The 14563-nt window shown below is 69.1% G+C and carries 13 protein-coding genes and 2 tRNA genes; 6 read left to right on the forward strand and 9 right to left on the reverse strand.

Features of this window, described 5'->3' with window-relative positions; genetic code table 11:
- Positions 1-165 precede the first annotated feature (165 nt).
- Positions 166-1263, forward strand: a complete 1098-nt coding sequence (locus ACIOHP_RS04075; protein ID WP_361559533.1) for a Glu/Leu/Phe/Val dehydrogenase dimerization domain-containing protein — start codon at positions 166-168, stop codon at positions 1261-1263.
- A gap of 296 nt (positions 1264-1559) precedes the next feature.
- Positions 1560-1814, forward strand: coding sequence for a DUF3073 domain-containing protein (locus ACIOHP_RS04080; RefSeq protein WP_266890415.1), 255 nt, complete (start codon positions 1560-1562; stop codon positions 1812-1814).
- Positions 1815-1913: 99 nt separating this feature from the next.
- Here the strand turns inward: ACIOHP_RS04080 and purM are convergent, their stop codons facing one another.
- The 5 genes from purM to ACIOHP_RS04105 all read right to left on the reverse strand — a co-directional run bounded on the left by purM (position 1914) and on the right by ACIOHP_RS04105 (position 7436).
- The gene (gene purM, locus ACIOHP_RS04085) at positions 1914-2981 is read right to left on the reverse strand and encodes a phosphoribosylformylglycinamidine cyclo-ligase (RefSeq protein WP_361559528.1); all 1068 of its coding nucleotides are present in this window, start codon (positions 2979-2981) and stop codon (positions 1914-1916) included.
- A 40-nt stretch (positions 2982-3021) separates the two neighbouring features.
- Entirely contained in the window at positions 3022-4551 is a 1530-nt protein-coding gene (purF, locus tag ACIOHP_RS04090) for an amidophosphoribosyltransferase (RefSeq protein WP_307028791.1), read from the reverse strand.
- Positions 4552-4711: 160 nt separating this feature from the next.
- Positions 4712-5164 carry an META domain-containing protein gene (locus tag ACIOHP_RS04095; RefSeq protein WP_401883222.1) on the reverse strand — a complete coding sequence of 151 codons (453 nt, stop codon included), beginning with the start codon at positions 5162-5164 and terminating at the stop codon, positions 4712-4714.
- Between the two features lie 49 nt (positions 5165-5213).
- A complete protein-coding gene (locus ACIOHP_RS04100; RefSeq protein WP_401883225.1) occupies positions 5214-6011 on the reverse strand; it encodes a sterol carrier family protein in 798 nt (265 codons plus the stop codon).
- 780 nt (positions 6012-6791) lie between these two features.
- Positions 6792-7436 carry a TetR/AcrR family transcriptional regulator gene (locus ACIOHP_RS04105; protein WP_401883228.1) on the reverse strand — a complete coding sequence of 215 codons (645 nt, stop codon included), beginning with the start codon at positions 7434-7436 and terminating at the stop codon, positions 6792-6794.
- Between the two features lie 78 nt (positions 7437-7514).
- On the opposite strand from ACIOHP_RS04105, the gene ACIOHP_RS04110 reads away from it, so the two are divergent.
- Positions 7515-8948, forward strand: a complete 1434-nt coding sequence (locus ACIOHP_RS04110) for an MFS transporter (RefSeq protein ID WP_401883231.1) — start codon at positions 7515-7517, stop codon at positions 8946-8948.
- On the opposite strand, the gene ACIOHP_RS04115 is transcribed toward ACIOHP_RS04110, so the two are convergent.
- The 4 genes from ACIOHP_RS04115 to purS form a co-directional block, all read right to left on the reverse strand.
- On the reverse strand, positions 8938-10197 hold the full coding sequence (locus ACIOHP_RS04115; protein WP_401883234.1) for a hypothetical protein: 1260 nt from the start codon (positions 10195-10197) through the stop codon (positions 8938-8940). The genes ACIOHP_RS04110 and ACIOHP_RS04115 overlap by 11 nt on opposite strands.
- A 103-nt stretch (positions 10198-10300) precedes the next feature.
- Complete coding sequence (gene purL, locus ACIOHP_RS04120) at positions 10301-12559, reverse strand: phosphoribosylformylglycinamidine synthase subunit PurL (RefSeq protein WP_307028781.1); 2259 nt, start codon at positions 12557-12559, stop codon at positions 10301-10303.
- The gene (gene purQ / locus ACIOHP_RS04125; RefSeq protein WP_266890397.1) at positions 12556-13236 is read right to left on the reverse strand and encodes a phosphoribosylformylglycinamidine synthase subunit PurQ; all 681 of its coding nucleotides are present in this window, start codon (positions 13234-13236) and stop codon (positions 12556-12558) included. Before purQ ends, purL begins: the two co-directional genes overlap by 4 nt.
- On the reverse strand, positions 13233-13496 hold the full coding sequence (gene purS, locus ACIOHP_RS04130) for a phosphoribosylformylglycinamidine synthase subunit PurS (RefSeq protein ID WP_015659417.1): 264 nt from the start codon (positions 13494-13496) through the stop codon (positions 13233-13235). Before purS ends, purQ begins: the two co-directional genes overlap by 4 nt.
- 292 nt (positions 13497-13788) lie before the next feature.
- On the opposite strand from purS, the gene ACIOHP_RS04135 reads away from it, so the two are divergent.
- The 3 genes from ACIOHP_RS04135 to ACIOHP_RS04145 all read left to right on the forward strand — a co-directional run bounded on the left by ACIOHP_RS04135 (position 13789) and on the right by ACIOHP_RS04145 (position 14464).
- Positions 13789-14106: an Lsr2 family protein gene (locus ACIOHP_RS04135; protein ID WP_327717987.1), complete on the forward strand. Its 318-nt coding sequence runs from the start codon at positions 13789-13791 to the stop codon at positions 14104-14106.
- A gap of 134 nt (positions 14107-14240) precedes the next feature.
- Positions 14241-14312: transfer RNA gene (locus ACIOHP_RS04140), tRNA-Gly, on the forward strand.
- A gap of 79 nt (positions 14313-14391) precedes the next feature.
- A tRNA-Gly gene (locus ACIOHP_RS04145) sits at positions 14392-14464 on the forward strand.
- Positions 14465-14563: the final 99 nt, after the last annotated feature.

Below are 14563 nucleotides of genomic sequence, written 5' to 3' on the forward strand. Positions count from 1 at the left end.
GCGGGAAATCTATGCAAATCGTCCCACGGGCGCACTCCGCCGGTAGGTGATCCTGAGCACGGCGCCGTAGGCAGCGGCACCCAGGCTCTAATCTCATGCTCACAGCGCCCGCCACCCTTACGGGAGCTGGTCCCAACCGCCGCTCTTTACCCAGGAGTCACCACAGTGACCGACGTATCAGCCGGCGTCCTGCACACCCTGTTCCACTCGGACCAGGGCGGTCATGAGCAAGTCGTGCTCTGCCAGGACCGTGCCAGCGGCCTCAAGGCCGTCATCGCCATCCACTCCACCGCGCTGGGCCCCGCGCTCGGCGGCACGCGCTTCTACCCGTACGCGACCGAGGAGGAGGCCGTCGCCGACGCCCTGAACCTCGCGCGCGGGATGTCGTACAAGAACGCCATGGCCGGGCTGGACCACGGCGGTGGCAAAGCCGTGATCATCGGCGACCCGGACACCGTCAAGACCGAAGAGCTGCTGCTCGCCTACGGCCGGTTCGTGGCCTCGCTCGGTGGGCGCTACGTCACCGCGTGCGACGTCGGTACGTATGTGGCCGACATGGACGTCGTGGCGCGCGAGTGCCGCTGGACGACCGGGCGCTCCCCCGAGAACGGCGGCGCCGGCGACTCCTCCGTGCTGACGTCGTTCGGCGTCTACCAGGGCATGCGCGCCTCCGCCCAGCACCTGTGGGGCAGCCCCTCGCTGGCCGGGCGGAAGGTCGGCATCGCGGGCGTCGGCAAGGTCGGCCACCACCTCGTGGAGCATCTGCGGGCGGAGGGCGCCGAGGTAGTGATCACGGACGTCCGCGAGGAGGCCGTGGGGCGGATCCTCGCCGCGCATCCGACGGGTGTGACGGCCGTCGCCGACACCGCGACCCTGATCCGCGCCGAGGGCCTCGACATCTACGCCCCCTGCGCGCTCGGCGGCGCCCTCAACGACGACACCGTCCCGGCGCTGACCGCCAAGGTGGTCTGCGGCGCCGCCAACAACCAGCTCGCCCACCCGGGCGTGGAGAAGGACCTCGCCGACCGCGGGATCCTCTACGCGCCGGACTACGTGGTGAACGCCGGCGGGGTCATCCAGGTCGCGGACGAACTGCACGGCTTCGACTTCGAGCGGTGCAAGGCGAAGGCGGCGAGGATCTACGACACCACGCTCGCCATATTCGCACGTGCGAAGGCCGACGGAATCCCGCCGGCCGCCGCGGCCGACCGGATCGCGGAGCAGCGGATGCACGAGGCGGCGGTGGCCCGCAGGGCGCGCTGATCCGGCGTCCGAGGCCCCCTGGCCGGTACCCGCCGACGGGCACTTAGAGAGAACTCTCACGTTCGTCGGCGGGTCGGCCGCCAAGAAGTGGTTAAAATCGCGGTTGACCAGCAGGGAAAGGGCACTCTGAGGGTCGAGGGTCCCGGCACGTACTGCGGGCGACGTACCGTACGGGCGTGGGCTCAGGTACCGTGGAAGCCCTACGGACCGGTCTCTCTGCGGAGAGCCCGTTCCAGATCATGAACGCGTGTCAAGACTCTGGGGCCACCGAGCCCCGTATCCGAGGGGGTCGAGCCATGGGGCGCGGCCGGGCAAAGGCCAAGCAGACGAAGGTCGCCCGCCAGCTGAAGTACAGCAGCGGCGGGACTGACCTCTCGCGTCTGGCCAATGAGCTGGGCGCTTCGACTTCGAACCAGCCGCCGAATGGCGAACCGTTCGAGGACGACGAGGACGAAGACGACCCGTACTCCCAGTACGCGGATCTCTATAACGACGACGATGAGGACGAGGACGACGAGTCCGGTCCCACGTCTCAACGCCGCGGCGCTTGACGCTCCAGCTGCGCTTCACCCGGTCCGATGTGGTCCACACCACCGGACCGGGTTTTGCGCTGCCGTCAGGATCTCTGCGGCGTCACACTCTTGGGCGCTCTAGATCGAGTAGGTGCTGACCAGCTCGGCACCCGTGGTGTGGTCACCGCGGTCCGTGATCTCGCCGGCCACCCAGGCCTCGACCCCGCGGTCGGCCAGCGTCCTGAGGGCCACGTCTGCCGACTCCTCGGGGACGATGGCGATCATGCCGACGCCCATGTTGAGGGTCTTCTCCAGCTCCAGGCGCTCGACCTGACCCGTCCTGCCGACGAGGTCGAAGATCGGGTCCGGGGTCCAGGTGGAGCGGTCGACGACCGCGTGCAGCCCGTCCGGGATCACGCGGGCCAGGTTGGCCGCGAGACCGCCTCCCGTGACGTGGCTGTACGCGTGCACGTCGGTGGTGCGGGTGAGCGCCAGGCAGTCCAGCGAGTAGATCTTGGTGGGCTCCAGGAGCTCCTCGCCGAGGGTGCGGCCGAGCTCGTCGATCCGGGCGTCCAGGGACAGGCCCGCCTCGTTCAGCAGGACGTGGCGGACGAGCGAGTACCCGTTCGAGTGAAGACCGGACGACGCCATGGCGATGACCGCGTCACCCGTACGGATACGATCCGGGCCCAGCAGCCGGTCGGCCTCCACGACGCCCGTACCGGCGCCGGCGACGTCGAAGTCGTCCGGACCCAGCAGACCGGGGTGCTCGGCCGTCTCGCCGCCCACCAGGGCGCAGCCGGCGAGGACACAGCCCTCGGCGATGCCCTTGACGATCGCGGCGACCCGCTCGGGGTGGACCTTGCCGACGCAGATGTAGTCGGTCATGAACAGCGGCTCGGCACCGCACACCACGATGTCGTCCATGACCATCGCGACCAGGTCGTGGCCGATCGTGTCGTAGACGCCCAGCTGACGCGCGATGTCGACCTTCGTGCCGACGCCGTCGGTCGCGGAGGCGAGGAGGGGCCGCTCGTAGTTCTTGAGGGCGGAGGCGTCGAAGAGGCCGGCGAATCCGCCGAGGCCACCGAGGACCTCGGGGCGCTGGGTCTTCTTCACCCACTCCTTCATAAGTTCTACGGCGCGGTCTCCCGCTTCGATGTCGACGCCCGCGGCTGCGTAGCTGGCACCAGTTGTCTCAGACATGACGGTGAGAACTTTCGTGTCGTACTGCAGGTATTACGGGCTACGGGCGACGGATCGCGTCGGCCGCCGCCGTGGCCGCCGGGCCGGCGGCCAGTTCGGTCTCCAGGAGCTGCTTGCCGAGCAGCTCGGGGTCCGGGAGCTCCATCGGGTACTCGCCGTCGAAGCAGGCGCGGCAGAGGTTCGGCTTGGCGATGGTGGTCGCCTCGATCATGCCGTCGAGGGAGATGTACGCCAGGGAGTCGGCGCCCAGCGAGACGCCGATCTCGTCGATGGTCATGCCGTTGGCGATGAGCTCGGCACGGGTCGCGAAATCTATACCGAAGAAGCAGGGCCACTTCACGGGCGGGGAGGAGATCCGGATGTGGACCTCGGCCGCCCCGGCCTCGCGGAGCATCCGCACCAGCGCCCGCTGGGTGTTGCCGCGGACGATCGAGTCGTCGACGACGACCAGGCGCTTGCCCTTGATGACTTCCTTCAGCGGGTTCAGCTTCAGACGGATGCCGAGCTGCCGGATCGTCTGCGAGGGCTGGATGAACGTACGACCGACGTACGCGTTCTTCACCAGACCCGCACCGAACGGGATTCCGCTCGCCTCCGCGTAACCGATCGCCGCCGGGGTGCCGGACTCCGGAGTCGCTATGACCAGGTCGGCCTCGACCGGGGCTTCCTTCGCCAGCTTGCGGCCCATCTCCACACGGGAGAGGTAGACGTTGCGGCCGGCGATGTCGGTGTCGGGGCGGGCCAGGTACACGTACTCGAAGACACAGCCCTTGGGCTTTGCTTCCGCGAACCGGGAGCTGCGCAGGCCGTTCTCGTCGATGGCGATGAACTCGCCCGGCTCGATCTCACGGACGAAGCTCGCGCCGCAGATGTCGAGGGCGGCGCCCTCGGAGGCGACGACCCAGCCACGCTCCAGGCGACCGAGCACCAGCGGGCGGATGCCCTGCGGGTCGCGGGCGGCGTAGAGGGTGTGCTCGTTCATGAAGACGAGGGAGAACGCGCCGCGGACCTGCGGGAGGACCTTCGGAGAGGCTTCCTCGATGGTCAGCGGCTTGCCGTCGTCGTCGACCTGGGCCGCGAGGAGCGCGGTGAGCAGGTCGGTGTCGTTGGTGGCGGCCACCCGGGTCGAGCGGCCGTTGGTGTCCTTGGGGAGGTCGGCGACCATCTCGGCGAGCTGCGCCGTGTTGACCAGGTTGCCGTTGTGGCCGAGCGCGATCGAGCCGTGCGCGGTGGCACGGAACGTCGGCTGGGCGTTCTCCCAGACAGAGGCGCCGGTGGTCGAGTAGCGGGCGTGACCGACCGCGATATGACCCTGGAGCGAACCGAGAGAGGTCTCGTCGAAGACCTGGGAAACAAGCCCCATGTCCTTGAAGACGAGGATCTGGGAGCCATTGCTGACCGCGATACCCGCGGATTCCTGGCCCCGATGCTGGAGGGCGTAGAGCCCGAAGTAAGTGAGCTTGGCGACCTCTTCACCCGGAGCCCAGACTCCGAAGACGCCGCAAGCGTCCTGGGGGCCCTTCTCGCCGGGGAGCAGATCATGATTGAGTCGACCGTCACCACGTGGCACGTTCCCGAGTGTAGGCGAGGTCGACCACTGGTCCGAATTGGGGATACGTGCCTTTGTTGCACCACCGGGCGGCGACCGCTTTGGCGGTTTTTTCGTTTTGGCTGGTCAGCGCGGTGGATCGACGGCCCTCCGGATATATGAGTGAGGTGTCGCACACCTCTCAGCCGGTGGACTCGGCGGCCTCGGTCAGGCGCACGGTGTCTCCGCTCGCGGTGGTGAGCGTGAGGTGGTCGTCGGTGACGGCGGTCTTCAGGGCACCGCCGACGAGGGTGTCGGCGAGGGTCTGCTCGAAGGTCATGACCGACTTCTCGCAGGCCATCCTGGTGGTCGTGGCGTGGCTGAGCCGGATGGTGCCGTCCTCGGCGGTGGTGACCTTGGCGTTGAAGTGGTTGCAGCCGTAGTTGCCCGCGGCCTTCCCGTCCTTCAACTCCACATCGGCCCCGTCCGGTGCCTTGCGGGTCTTGCCGTCCACGGTGACGCTGTCGACGTTCCAGTGGACTCCGGTGACGGGTTTCTCGGCGCCGACCGAGCCGCTGCCCGCCTCGTCGGTGCCGCAGGCCGCGGCGAGCGGGAGCACGGTCAGGACCACGAGGATCAGTCGCTGTTTGTCCATGCCGATGGGACGGGAGGGACGGAAGACCGGTTCCTTGTCGGCGACCGGTTCACCCCATCAGGGGCAGCAATCCGCCAAGATCCGCCCGCTCACCGCTGGCACTGACCTTCGCGTCCTCGATCGCCTCCGGCCACGCCAGCCGTCCGGTCGCGAGCCGGATCCAGGTCAGCGGGTCGGTCTCGACGACGTTGGGCGGGGTGCCTCGGGTGTGCCGGAGCCCCTCGACGCACTGCACGACGGCGTACGGCGGGATCCGCACCTCGGTCGAGCCGCCGGGGGCCTTCGCGGCGAGGGCGTCGGCGAGGAGGCGGGTGCAGGCGGCCAGGGCCTGGCGGTCGTACGGGATGTCGAGGCCCGGCACCGCGGCGTTCAGGTCGTCGGTGTGGACGACGAGTTCGACGGTGCGGGTGACCAGGTAGTCGGCGAGGGGCATGGCGCCGGTGCGGCTGCCGATGAGGCGGTCGCCGGGGGTCTCGGCGAGCTTGCGCGCGAAGCGGTCCTCGGTGTCGGCGTACAGGACGTCGAGGTCGGGGTGGGCGGTGGCTAGGTCGCGGGTGCCGTCGTCGATGTCATCCGCCCGGGGGGCCGTGGTGGAGGGCCACTCCAGGAGGGTCAGTGCGGGCTTCTCCGGCTCGTCGCGGTCGAGGCTGCGGCTGATGGCGTCGACGGCCATCGTGATGTGCGCGGCCAGCTCGCGGACGGTCCAGTCGCCGAGGCGGGTGGGGCTCGCGAGCTGCTCCTCGCTCAGCGTGGCGACGGCCTGTCGTACGTGCCCGAACTGGGTGAGCACCGCGGTGCGGATCTTCGCGGGGTCGTAGGTGCGGGCGCGCTTCTTGGCCGGTGGCATGTGATCAAGCCTAGGTGGGGCGGCGGTTCGTGGTGGGGTGCATCGAGGATCTCGCGGTGGCGGGGGCCGCCGGCGTCGTGCGGGTGCGCCCTCGGTTTCCTCGCCCCCGCCGCCCCTACCCGTCCCATCCTCCAGGGGCTGCCGCCCCTTCGACCCCGCCCCCAGGGGGCTGCGCCCCCTGGACCCCCATCAGCCCTGAAGGGGCCTCGTCCTCAAACGCCGGACGGGCTGAAGGACAGGGTGGGTGGGGCGGGTCGGGACGGGGGGCACTCGTCCCCGGACACCGGACGGGCTGAAGACACGGGTCGGCGGGGGATCGGGACGGCAGGCCCTCGCCCTCGGACGCCGGACGGGCTGAACGACACGCGTCGGCGCGGGATCGGGACAGCAGGCACTCGCCCTCGGACGCCGGACGGGCTGAACGACACGCGTCGGCGCGGGATCAGGACAGCAGGCACTCGCCCCGGACACCGGACAGCCTGAACGACACGGGTGGGTGCGGGGATCGGGACAGCAGGCACTCGTCCCCGGACGCCGGACAGCCTGAACGACACGCGTCGGCGCGGGATCAGGACAGCAGGCACTCGCCCCGGACACCGGACAGCCTGAACGACACGCGTCGGCGCGGGATCAGGACAGCAGGCACTCGCCCCGGACACCGGACAGGCTGAACGACACGCGTCGGCGCGGGATCAGGACAGCAGGCACTCGCCCCGGACACCGGACGGGCTGAAAGACACGGGTGGGTGGAGGATCGCAGGCTGAGGGGCCCCGGGGCGTTCACTTCCTGCGTGCGTATCCCCCGAGTCCCTGTTCCACCAGCGCGAAGGCCTTCTCGGCTCGTTCGGCGGCGTCTGCGGCGACCTCGTCCACGGACTCGCCGGCGTCGATGCGCAGGTGGTGTTCCTCGACCAGGGCCTGGCGGGCGGCGGTGAGGGTGGCGGCGGCGATCAGGGCGAGGGTCCGGTCGCCGGTCTCCTCGGTGAGGAGGTCGGCCAGTTCGCGGGCGCCCTTCTCGGACGACAGATAGGCACGTTCCCGCAGGACCGGGGTCGCCATGATGACCGTGCGGATCCGGCGGGCGAAGGGTTCGCTGTGCAGGCCGATCGAGGGGTCGCGGCCCTCGACCATCGCCAGGAACTGCCGGCGCACGGCCTCCACCGCGGACTCGCCCGGCGCCCGTTCGCGCACGGCACGGGCCGGGTCGGAGAAGTGCTCCTCCATGGGCTTGAAGACCAAGTCCTCTTTCGTACCGAAGTAGTTGAAGACGGTCATCTTGGAGACCTCTGAGGCGTCCGCGACCTCCTGCACGGAGACGGCGTCGAACCCCTTCTCGACGAACAGCTCGACAGCGGTCCGGTAGATCCGCAGTGCCGTCTGGAGCTTCTTGCGCTCGCGCAGCCCCATCCCCTCAGCAAAAGCCATGGCATCACTGTACCAAGATGAATTTTAGGTCGAGATTAAAGATTGACTCAGTACAAAATCTCGGGCATGGTGCTGCCCATGACCGAGACCCCAGAGACCCTCATGTCCGACACCCAGCGGAGAATCGGCTTCCTCGTCTGCCTCGTCACGATCGTCCTGGCCGTCCTGGACATGCAGATCGTGTCCGCCGCGACCGTCCCGATCGTCCGGGACCTCGACCCCGCGCATGGCATCGACAAGATCCCGTGGCTGGTCAGCGCCTTCTCCCTGGCCTCGGCCGCGGTCCTGCCGCTCTACGGCAGACTCTGCGACGTCCTCGGCGCCAAGCACGTCTTCCTCGGAGCCGTCGGCGCCTTCCTCCTCGGCTCGGCGCTGTGCGGCGCGGCCCAGTCGATCGGTCAGCTCATAGCGGCCCGGGCCGTCCAGGGCATCGGGGCCGGCGGGCTGATGAGCGTGACGATGGTCGTGATCGCCCAGCTCAGGGGGCCCGGCCAGCGGGACGCCAAGGGCGCGGGCATGGGCGGGATCCTCGCCGGTGGCGGCATGGCGATCGGCCCGTGGATCGGCGGGGTGCTGTCCGACCACGCGAGCTGGCGGTGGATCTTCTACGTCAACCTGCCGCTCGGCGCCGCCGTCCTGGTCCTCGGCGCACTCGTCCTGAAGCTCCCTCGGCACGGCGGCGGTCGCCGCATCGACTTCCTGGGCGCCGCCCTCGCCTCCGCCTTCTCCACCGCACTCCTGCTGGTCACCGAGTGGGGCGGCCGGCAGTACGCCTGGTCGTCACCGCAGATCGCCGGCCTCGCGCTGGCCTCCGCCGCCGCCCTCGCGCTGTTCCTGCGCCGCCAGGTCACCGCCGTCGAACCGATCCTGCCGCTCTCCATGTTCCGTGTCCGGGAGCTGCGCTGGGGCTTCGCGATCCAGGGTCTGGTCGGTGCGGGCATGGTCGGCGCGATCTACTACGTGATGGTCTATCTCCAGGTAGCCCGGGGCATGGACAGCGCCTCGGCCGGACTGTTCCTCATCCCCATGGCGCTCGGTATGACGGCCGTCGGCATCCTCGCGGGCAGGCTCGCCGAACGCGGCCGCCCCGAGCGGACGTTCGTGATCACCGGCTCTGCCGTCACCGCCGTCGCCTTCCTCCTGCTGGCCACCACCGGCACCCACACCTCCCTGTGGTGGCTGCGCGCCGAACTCCTTCTCCTCGGTGTCGGCTTCGGCCAGCTGATCGGACAGCTCATCCAGCTCGTCCAGGAGGCGGCCCCGCGCCACCAGCTCGGGGTCGCCACGACCGCCATCCGCTTCTTCCAGACCCTGGGCACGGCCCTGGGCGCCGCCGTCTTCGGCACGCTGCTGACCCGGCTGGACGACGGGACGGGCACGGCGTCCTACGTCTCCGCCATGGACGCGGTGTTCCTGTGCGGGGCGGGACTGATGGCCCTGTGCGTGGTGCTGGCGCTGCGACTGCCCAAGGCGACCGTGGCGGTGTCCGCGCCGGCCCCGGTCAGGACCTGAGGTCCGACGGGAACTTCACGCCGGTACAGCCGCGGCGGGCGGCGACATCGTCGACGTATGCCTTGAAGAGCGCGCGCAGTCTCGGCCGGATGTACCGCTCGTACGGGTACGGCACGGTCAGCGTGTGGATCGCGGGCTCGCCCGCGCAGATGGCGGAGGCCCACCAGACGCTGGCGGTGTCGTCGAAGCCGGCCGTGCCGGGGGCGAGGGGTGTCTGGTCGGTCCCCAGGCCCTCCGCCTCGACCTCGCCGGCCTCGTCGCCGAAGAACGACTCGGTCCGCAGCCACCAGGGGGTGCCCGGTGTGTCCCGGTCCCCGATCTCCTTGTCGCCGAGGCCGGACCAGATGCGGTCCACCTCCTCGTCGGCCACCGCGAGCAGACAGCTCTCCTCCGGGGCGTGGGCGCCGGCCGGGGTGGCGAGAGCGCGGTCGGGGAGACGTCCGCGGCCCTCGTCCTCGATGTGCGCGGCGTACCAGGCGCAGGTGCCCCTCGCCGACGCCGCGGCCGTCAACCGCTTGCTCGGCGTGGGGAGTTCGGCCGGGAGGGCGGGGAGCTCGGTCGTGCAGCCCGTCCTGGCCGCGAGGCGCTCGGCTGCGGTGCGGGCCAGCGCGGCGAGGGTCCGGCGGTCGGCGTCCGTGACCTCGGTGTCCTCGGCGTAGTGGGCGATCGTCATGGCGTTGAGCGAGGTCACGTGGTCCGGCTCGTTCGCGCAGACGGCCTTCACGGCGACGGCGTTGTCGTAGTACGTGCCGAGCCGCCCGTCGCCCAGCGGGTACGCGGCCGACGTGGCGGCCTCCCGCGTGCCGTCCGCCTCGTGCGTCCACCGCTCGAACGGGTCGTCCCAGCCGTCGACGATCTGCGCGTACTCGTCGGACGGGGTCTGCCAGACGGACAGCTGGAAGTGGTTGTACGAGGTGCCCGGCTCCCCCACCCGGTAGATCACGCACTTCTGAGGGAGCGTGCCGAGGGCGTCGGAGTCGGCGAGGTCGAACATCACGTCGTCCTCGTCGCTGCCCGGACGCGCCCGGTCCGTGCCGCCGTCGAGGCCGAGGACCGGGTCCGGGTCGACCAGGCCGTCGCAGGCCTTCGTGATCTTCTCCCGGCTGGCGGCGCGATCGAGGTGCTCCTCGGTCTCCAGCCACAGCCCCCAGCCGCCCGCCCCGATGCCGAGCACCGCGGTGATCACCACGAGCCGGTTGAGCCGGTCACTGAGCCGGCCGCCCCGGCCGGGTATGCGCAGGAACTCCACCGGTCCCCATCCCCCGCGTGCATCGATGACCGGCAAGTTAACACGAGTGAAGGCCCCGACCGTTGGACGGTCGGGGCCTTCAACTCCGTTTGCGCGAAGGGCTTTACGCCAGCAGCGCCGGGATGGTCTCCTCGTGCGCTGTGCGCAGCTCCTCCAGGGACAGCTCGAACTCGCCCTGGAGCTCGACCGTGTCCCCGTCCACGACCCCGATGCGGGTGACCGGCAGGCCGCGCGCACCGCACATGTCGTTGAAGCGGAGCTCCTCGGAACGCGGCACGGCGACGACCGCGCGTCCCGCCGACTCGGAGAAGAGGAGGGTGAAGGCGTCGAGCCCGTCCGGTACGACCAGACGCGCGCCCTTGCCGCCGAGCAGCGCCGACTCCACGACCGCCTGGATCAGGCCGCCGTCGGAGAGGTCGTGCGCGGAGTCGATCATGCCGTCGCGGGAGGCGGAGATCAGGATCTCGGCCAGCAGGCGCTCACGCTCCAGGTCGACCTTCGGGGGAAGGCCGCCGAGGTGGTCGTGGACGACCTGCGACCAGGCCGAACCGCCGAACTCCTCGCGCGTGTCGCCGAGGAGGTACAGCAGCTGGCCCTCCTCCTGGAAGGCGACGGGCGTGCGGCGGGCGACGTCGTCGATGACGCCCAGGACCGCGACCACGGGGGTCGGGTGGATGGCGACCTCGCCGGTCTGGTTGTACAGCGAGACGTTGCCGCCGGTCACCGGGGTGCCCAACTGCTGGCAGGCGTCGGCCAGTCCACGGATGGCCTCCGCGAACTGCCACATGACGGCCGGGTCCTCGGGCGAGCCGAAGTTCAGGCAGTCCGACACCGCGAGCGGCTTGGCTCCCGTCGTGGCGACATTGCGGTACGCCTCCGACAGAGCCAGCTGGGCGCCCGCGTAGGGGTCCAGCTTCGCGTAGCGGCCGTTGCCGTCCGTCGCGATGGCGACGCCGAGGCCGGTCTCCTCGTCGATGCGGATCATGCCCGAGTCCTCGGGCTGGGCCAGCACCGTGTTGCCCTGCACGAAGTGGTCGTACTGCGAGGTGATCCACTTCTTGGAGGCCTGGTTGGGGGAGCTCACCAGCTGGAGGACCTGCTGCTTGAGCTCATCGCTCGAAGCGGGCCGCGGCAGCTTGTTCGCGTCGTCCGCCTGGAGCTCGTCCTGCCAGGACGGGCGGGCGTAGGGGCGCTCGTAGACCGGGCCGTCGTGCGCGACCGTGCGCGGGTCGACGTCGACGATCTTGCCGCCGTGCCAGTAGATCTCCAGGCGGTCGCCGTCGGTCACCTCACCGATGACGGTGGCGATGACGTCCCACTTCTCGCAGATCTCCAGGAACCGGTCCACCTTCTCCGGCTCGACGACCGCGCACATGCGTTCCTGCGACTCGCTCATGAGGATTTCCTCGGGCGAGAGCGTGGAGTCACGCAGCGGTACGTCGTCCAGCGTCACGCGCATGCCGCCGGAGCCGTTGGAGGCCAGCTCGGAAGTGGCACAGGAGAGACCGGCCGCGCCGAGGTCCTGGATGCCGACGACCAGCTTCTCCTTGAAGGCCTCCAGGGTGCACTCGATGAGGAGCTTCTCCTGGAAGGGGTCACCGACCTGGACGGCGGGGCGCTTCGAGGGCTTGGCGTCGTCGAAGGTCTCGGAGGCCAGGATCGAGGCGCCGCCGATACCGTCACCGCCGGTCCGGGCCCCGTACAGGATGACCTTGTTGCCCGAGCCGGACGCCTTCGCGAGGTGGATGTCCTCGTGCCGCATGACGCCGATGGCACCGGCGTTGACCAGCGGGTTGCCCTGGTAGCAGGAGTCGAAGACGACCTCACCGCCGATGTTGGGCAGGCCGAGGCAGTTGCCGTAGCCGCCGATGCCCGCGACGACACCGGGCAGCACGCGCTTGGTGTCGGGGTGGTCGGCCGCGCCGAACCGCAGCGGGTCCACGACCGCGACCGGGCGCGCGCCCATCGCGATGATGTCGCGGACGATGCCGCCGACACCGGTGGCCGCACCCTGGTAGGGCTCGACGTACGACGGGTGGTTGTGCGACTCGACCTTGAAGGTGACCGCATAGCCCTGGCCGACGTCCACGACGCCCGCGTTCTCGCCGATGCCCACGAGCAGCGCGTCGGACTGGGGGGCCTTCTCGCCGAACTGGCGGAGGTGGACCTTCGAGGACTTGTAGGAGCAGTGCTCGGACCACATGACCGAGTACATGGCGAGCTCGGCACCGGTGGGCCGGCGGCCGAGGATCTCCACGACCCGCTCGTACTCGTCCTTCTTCAGACCGAGTTCGGCCCAGGGCAGCTCGACGTCGGGGGTCGCGGCCGCGTGCTCGACCGTGTCCAGAGGCGTCCGGCTCATGCGTTGACCAGCTTCTTGAGGATCGAGGTGAAGAAGGGGAGGCCGTCGGTGCGGCCGGAGCCGATGAGCGGCTCGACGGCGTGCTCCGGGTGCGGCATGAGGCCTACGACGTTCCCGGCCTCGTTGGTGATGCCGGCGATGTCGCGGAGCGAGCCGTTCGGGTTGAAGTCGACGTACCGGAAGGCGACCCGGCCCTCGGCCTCGAGCTTGTCGAGGGTGTACTCGTCGGCGACGTACCGGCCGTCCATGTTCTTCAGCGGGATGTGGATCTCCTGGCCGGACTCGTAGTCGGCGGTCCAGGCGGTCTCCGCGTTCTCCACCCGCAGCTTCTGGTCGCGGCAGATGAAGTGGAGGTGGTCGTTGCCGAGCATTCCGCCCGGGAGGAGGTGGGCCTCGGTGAGGATCTGGAAGCCGTTGCAGATACCGAGGACCGGGAGCCCGGCCTTCGCCTGCTCGATGACCGTCTCCATCACGGGCGAGAAGCGGGAGATGGCGCCGGCCCGCAGATAGTCGCCGTAGGAGAAACCGCCGGGCAGCACCACGGCGTCGACCTGGTGGAGGTCCTTGTCCTTGTGCCAGAGGGCGACCGGTTCGGCACCCGCGAGGCGGATCGCGCGCTGGGTGTCCCGGTCGTCGAGACTCCCCGGGAAAGTGACGACGCCAATACGAGCGGTCACTTCGCGGCCTCCGCGACTTCTTCCACCTTCACGGTGAAGTCCTCGATCACGGTGTTGGCGAGGAAGGATTCCGCAAGATCGTGGATGCGGGCGAGCGCGGCCTCGTCGACCGGTCCGTCAACTTCCAGTTCGAATCGCTTTCCCTGACGTACGTCGGAGATGCCTTCGAAACCCAGACGCGGCAGTGCGCGCTGCACCGCCTGGCCCTGGGGGTCGAGGATCTCCGGCTTGAGCATGACGTCGACTACGACGCGTGCCACTGGCACTCCCGGTGTGTGGTGCTGAGCAAGGTTCCTGAAGGTCTCTGTCCAACAGTGTCTTCAGACTACCCGCACAAAATTTCTACGCGCGTCGACTTGTAGGAAACTACGTGACTGCCGTCACGATCCGGTATCAACGGCCGTGTTCACGAAAATTTCCAGGAAAGATCCCCGATCGACACCCGATACCTATTGCGCTCAGACACGCGGAAGGATTTAGTCGGGCTTCCCATTGCATTGTCGGGCACTGTACAAATGAATTGGCAAGTGCCGTATGAAGGGACCGATATTCGTGGCGCAGAAGGTCGTGGTCACTCTCTCTGACGACATCGACGGCTCGGAAGCGGCGGAAACGATCGCCTTCGGACTTGACGGCAAGTCGTACGAGATCGACCTGAATCAAGCGAATGCCAAGAAACTGCGTAAGGCGCTCGAGCCCTACGTGGACGCCGGCCGCAAGCGGTCGAAGTCCGGCAAGGCCTACCGGCAGACGGAGGTCGCCCCCGACCCGGCGGCCGTCCGCGCCTGGGCCCAGGCGAACAAGATGGACGTGCCCGCGCGCGGCCGTATCCCCAAGAAGGTCTACGAGGCGTTCGCCGCGGCACAGTGACAGCTCACAGGGCGTGCTCAGGGTCCGTCAGCGGACCCTGAGGACAACCGACTTGCGTTGCACCCCACCTGGTCGGCTAGAGTCTGGAGCACGCCGAGGGGCGGGGACGGAAAAGCCCAGCCCACGGAGTACATGCGGGTGTAGTTCAGTAGCAGAACATCCCCCTTCCAGGGGGAAGGCGCAGTGTGCAATTCCTGTCACCCGCTCTGCACCACCATCTGGCCACGGTTGTGGATCAGGTAGGATGGTGTCCGCGCCGATCGGTGAGAGCCGGTCGGATGCAATGCGAACGTAGCTCAGTTGGTAGAGCGCAACCTTGCCAAGGTTGAGGTCGCGAGTTCGAACCTCGTCGTTCGCTCTTGATTCGAAGGTCCCCCGGCTTCTGTCGGGGGGCTTTTTCGTGGTTGGCGTACCCCTGACATTTGTCATGTCGAGCGATGACAGTGCGCACTGCTTC

The sequence above is a fragment of the Streptomyces sp. NPDC087859 genome (assembly GCF_044742595.1).
In the GTDB taxonomy this organism is placed as follows: domain Bacteria; phylum Actinomycetota; class Actinomycetes; order Streptomycetales; family Streptomycetaceae; genus Streptomyces; species Streptomyces canus_F.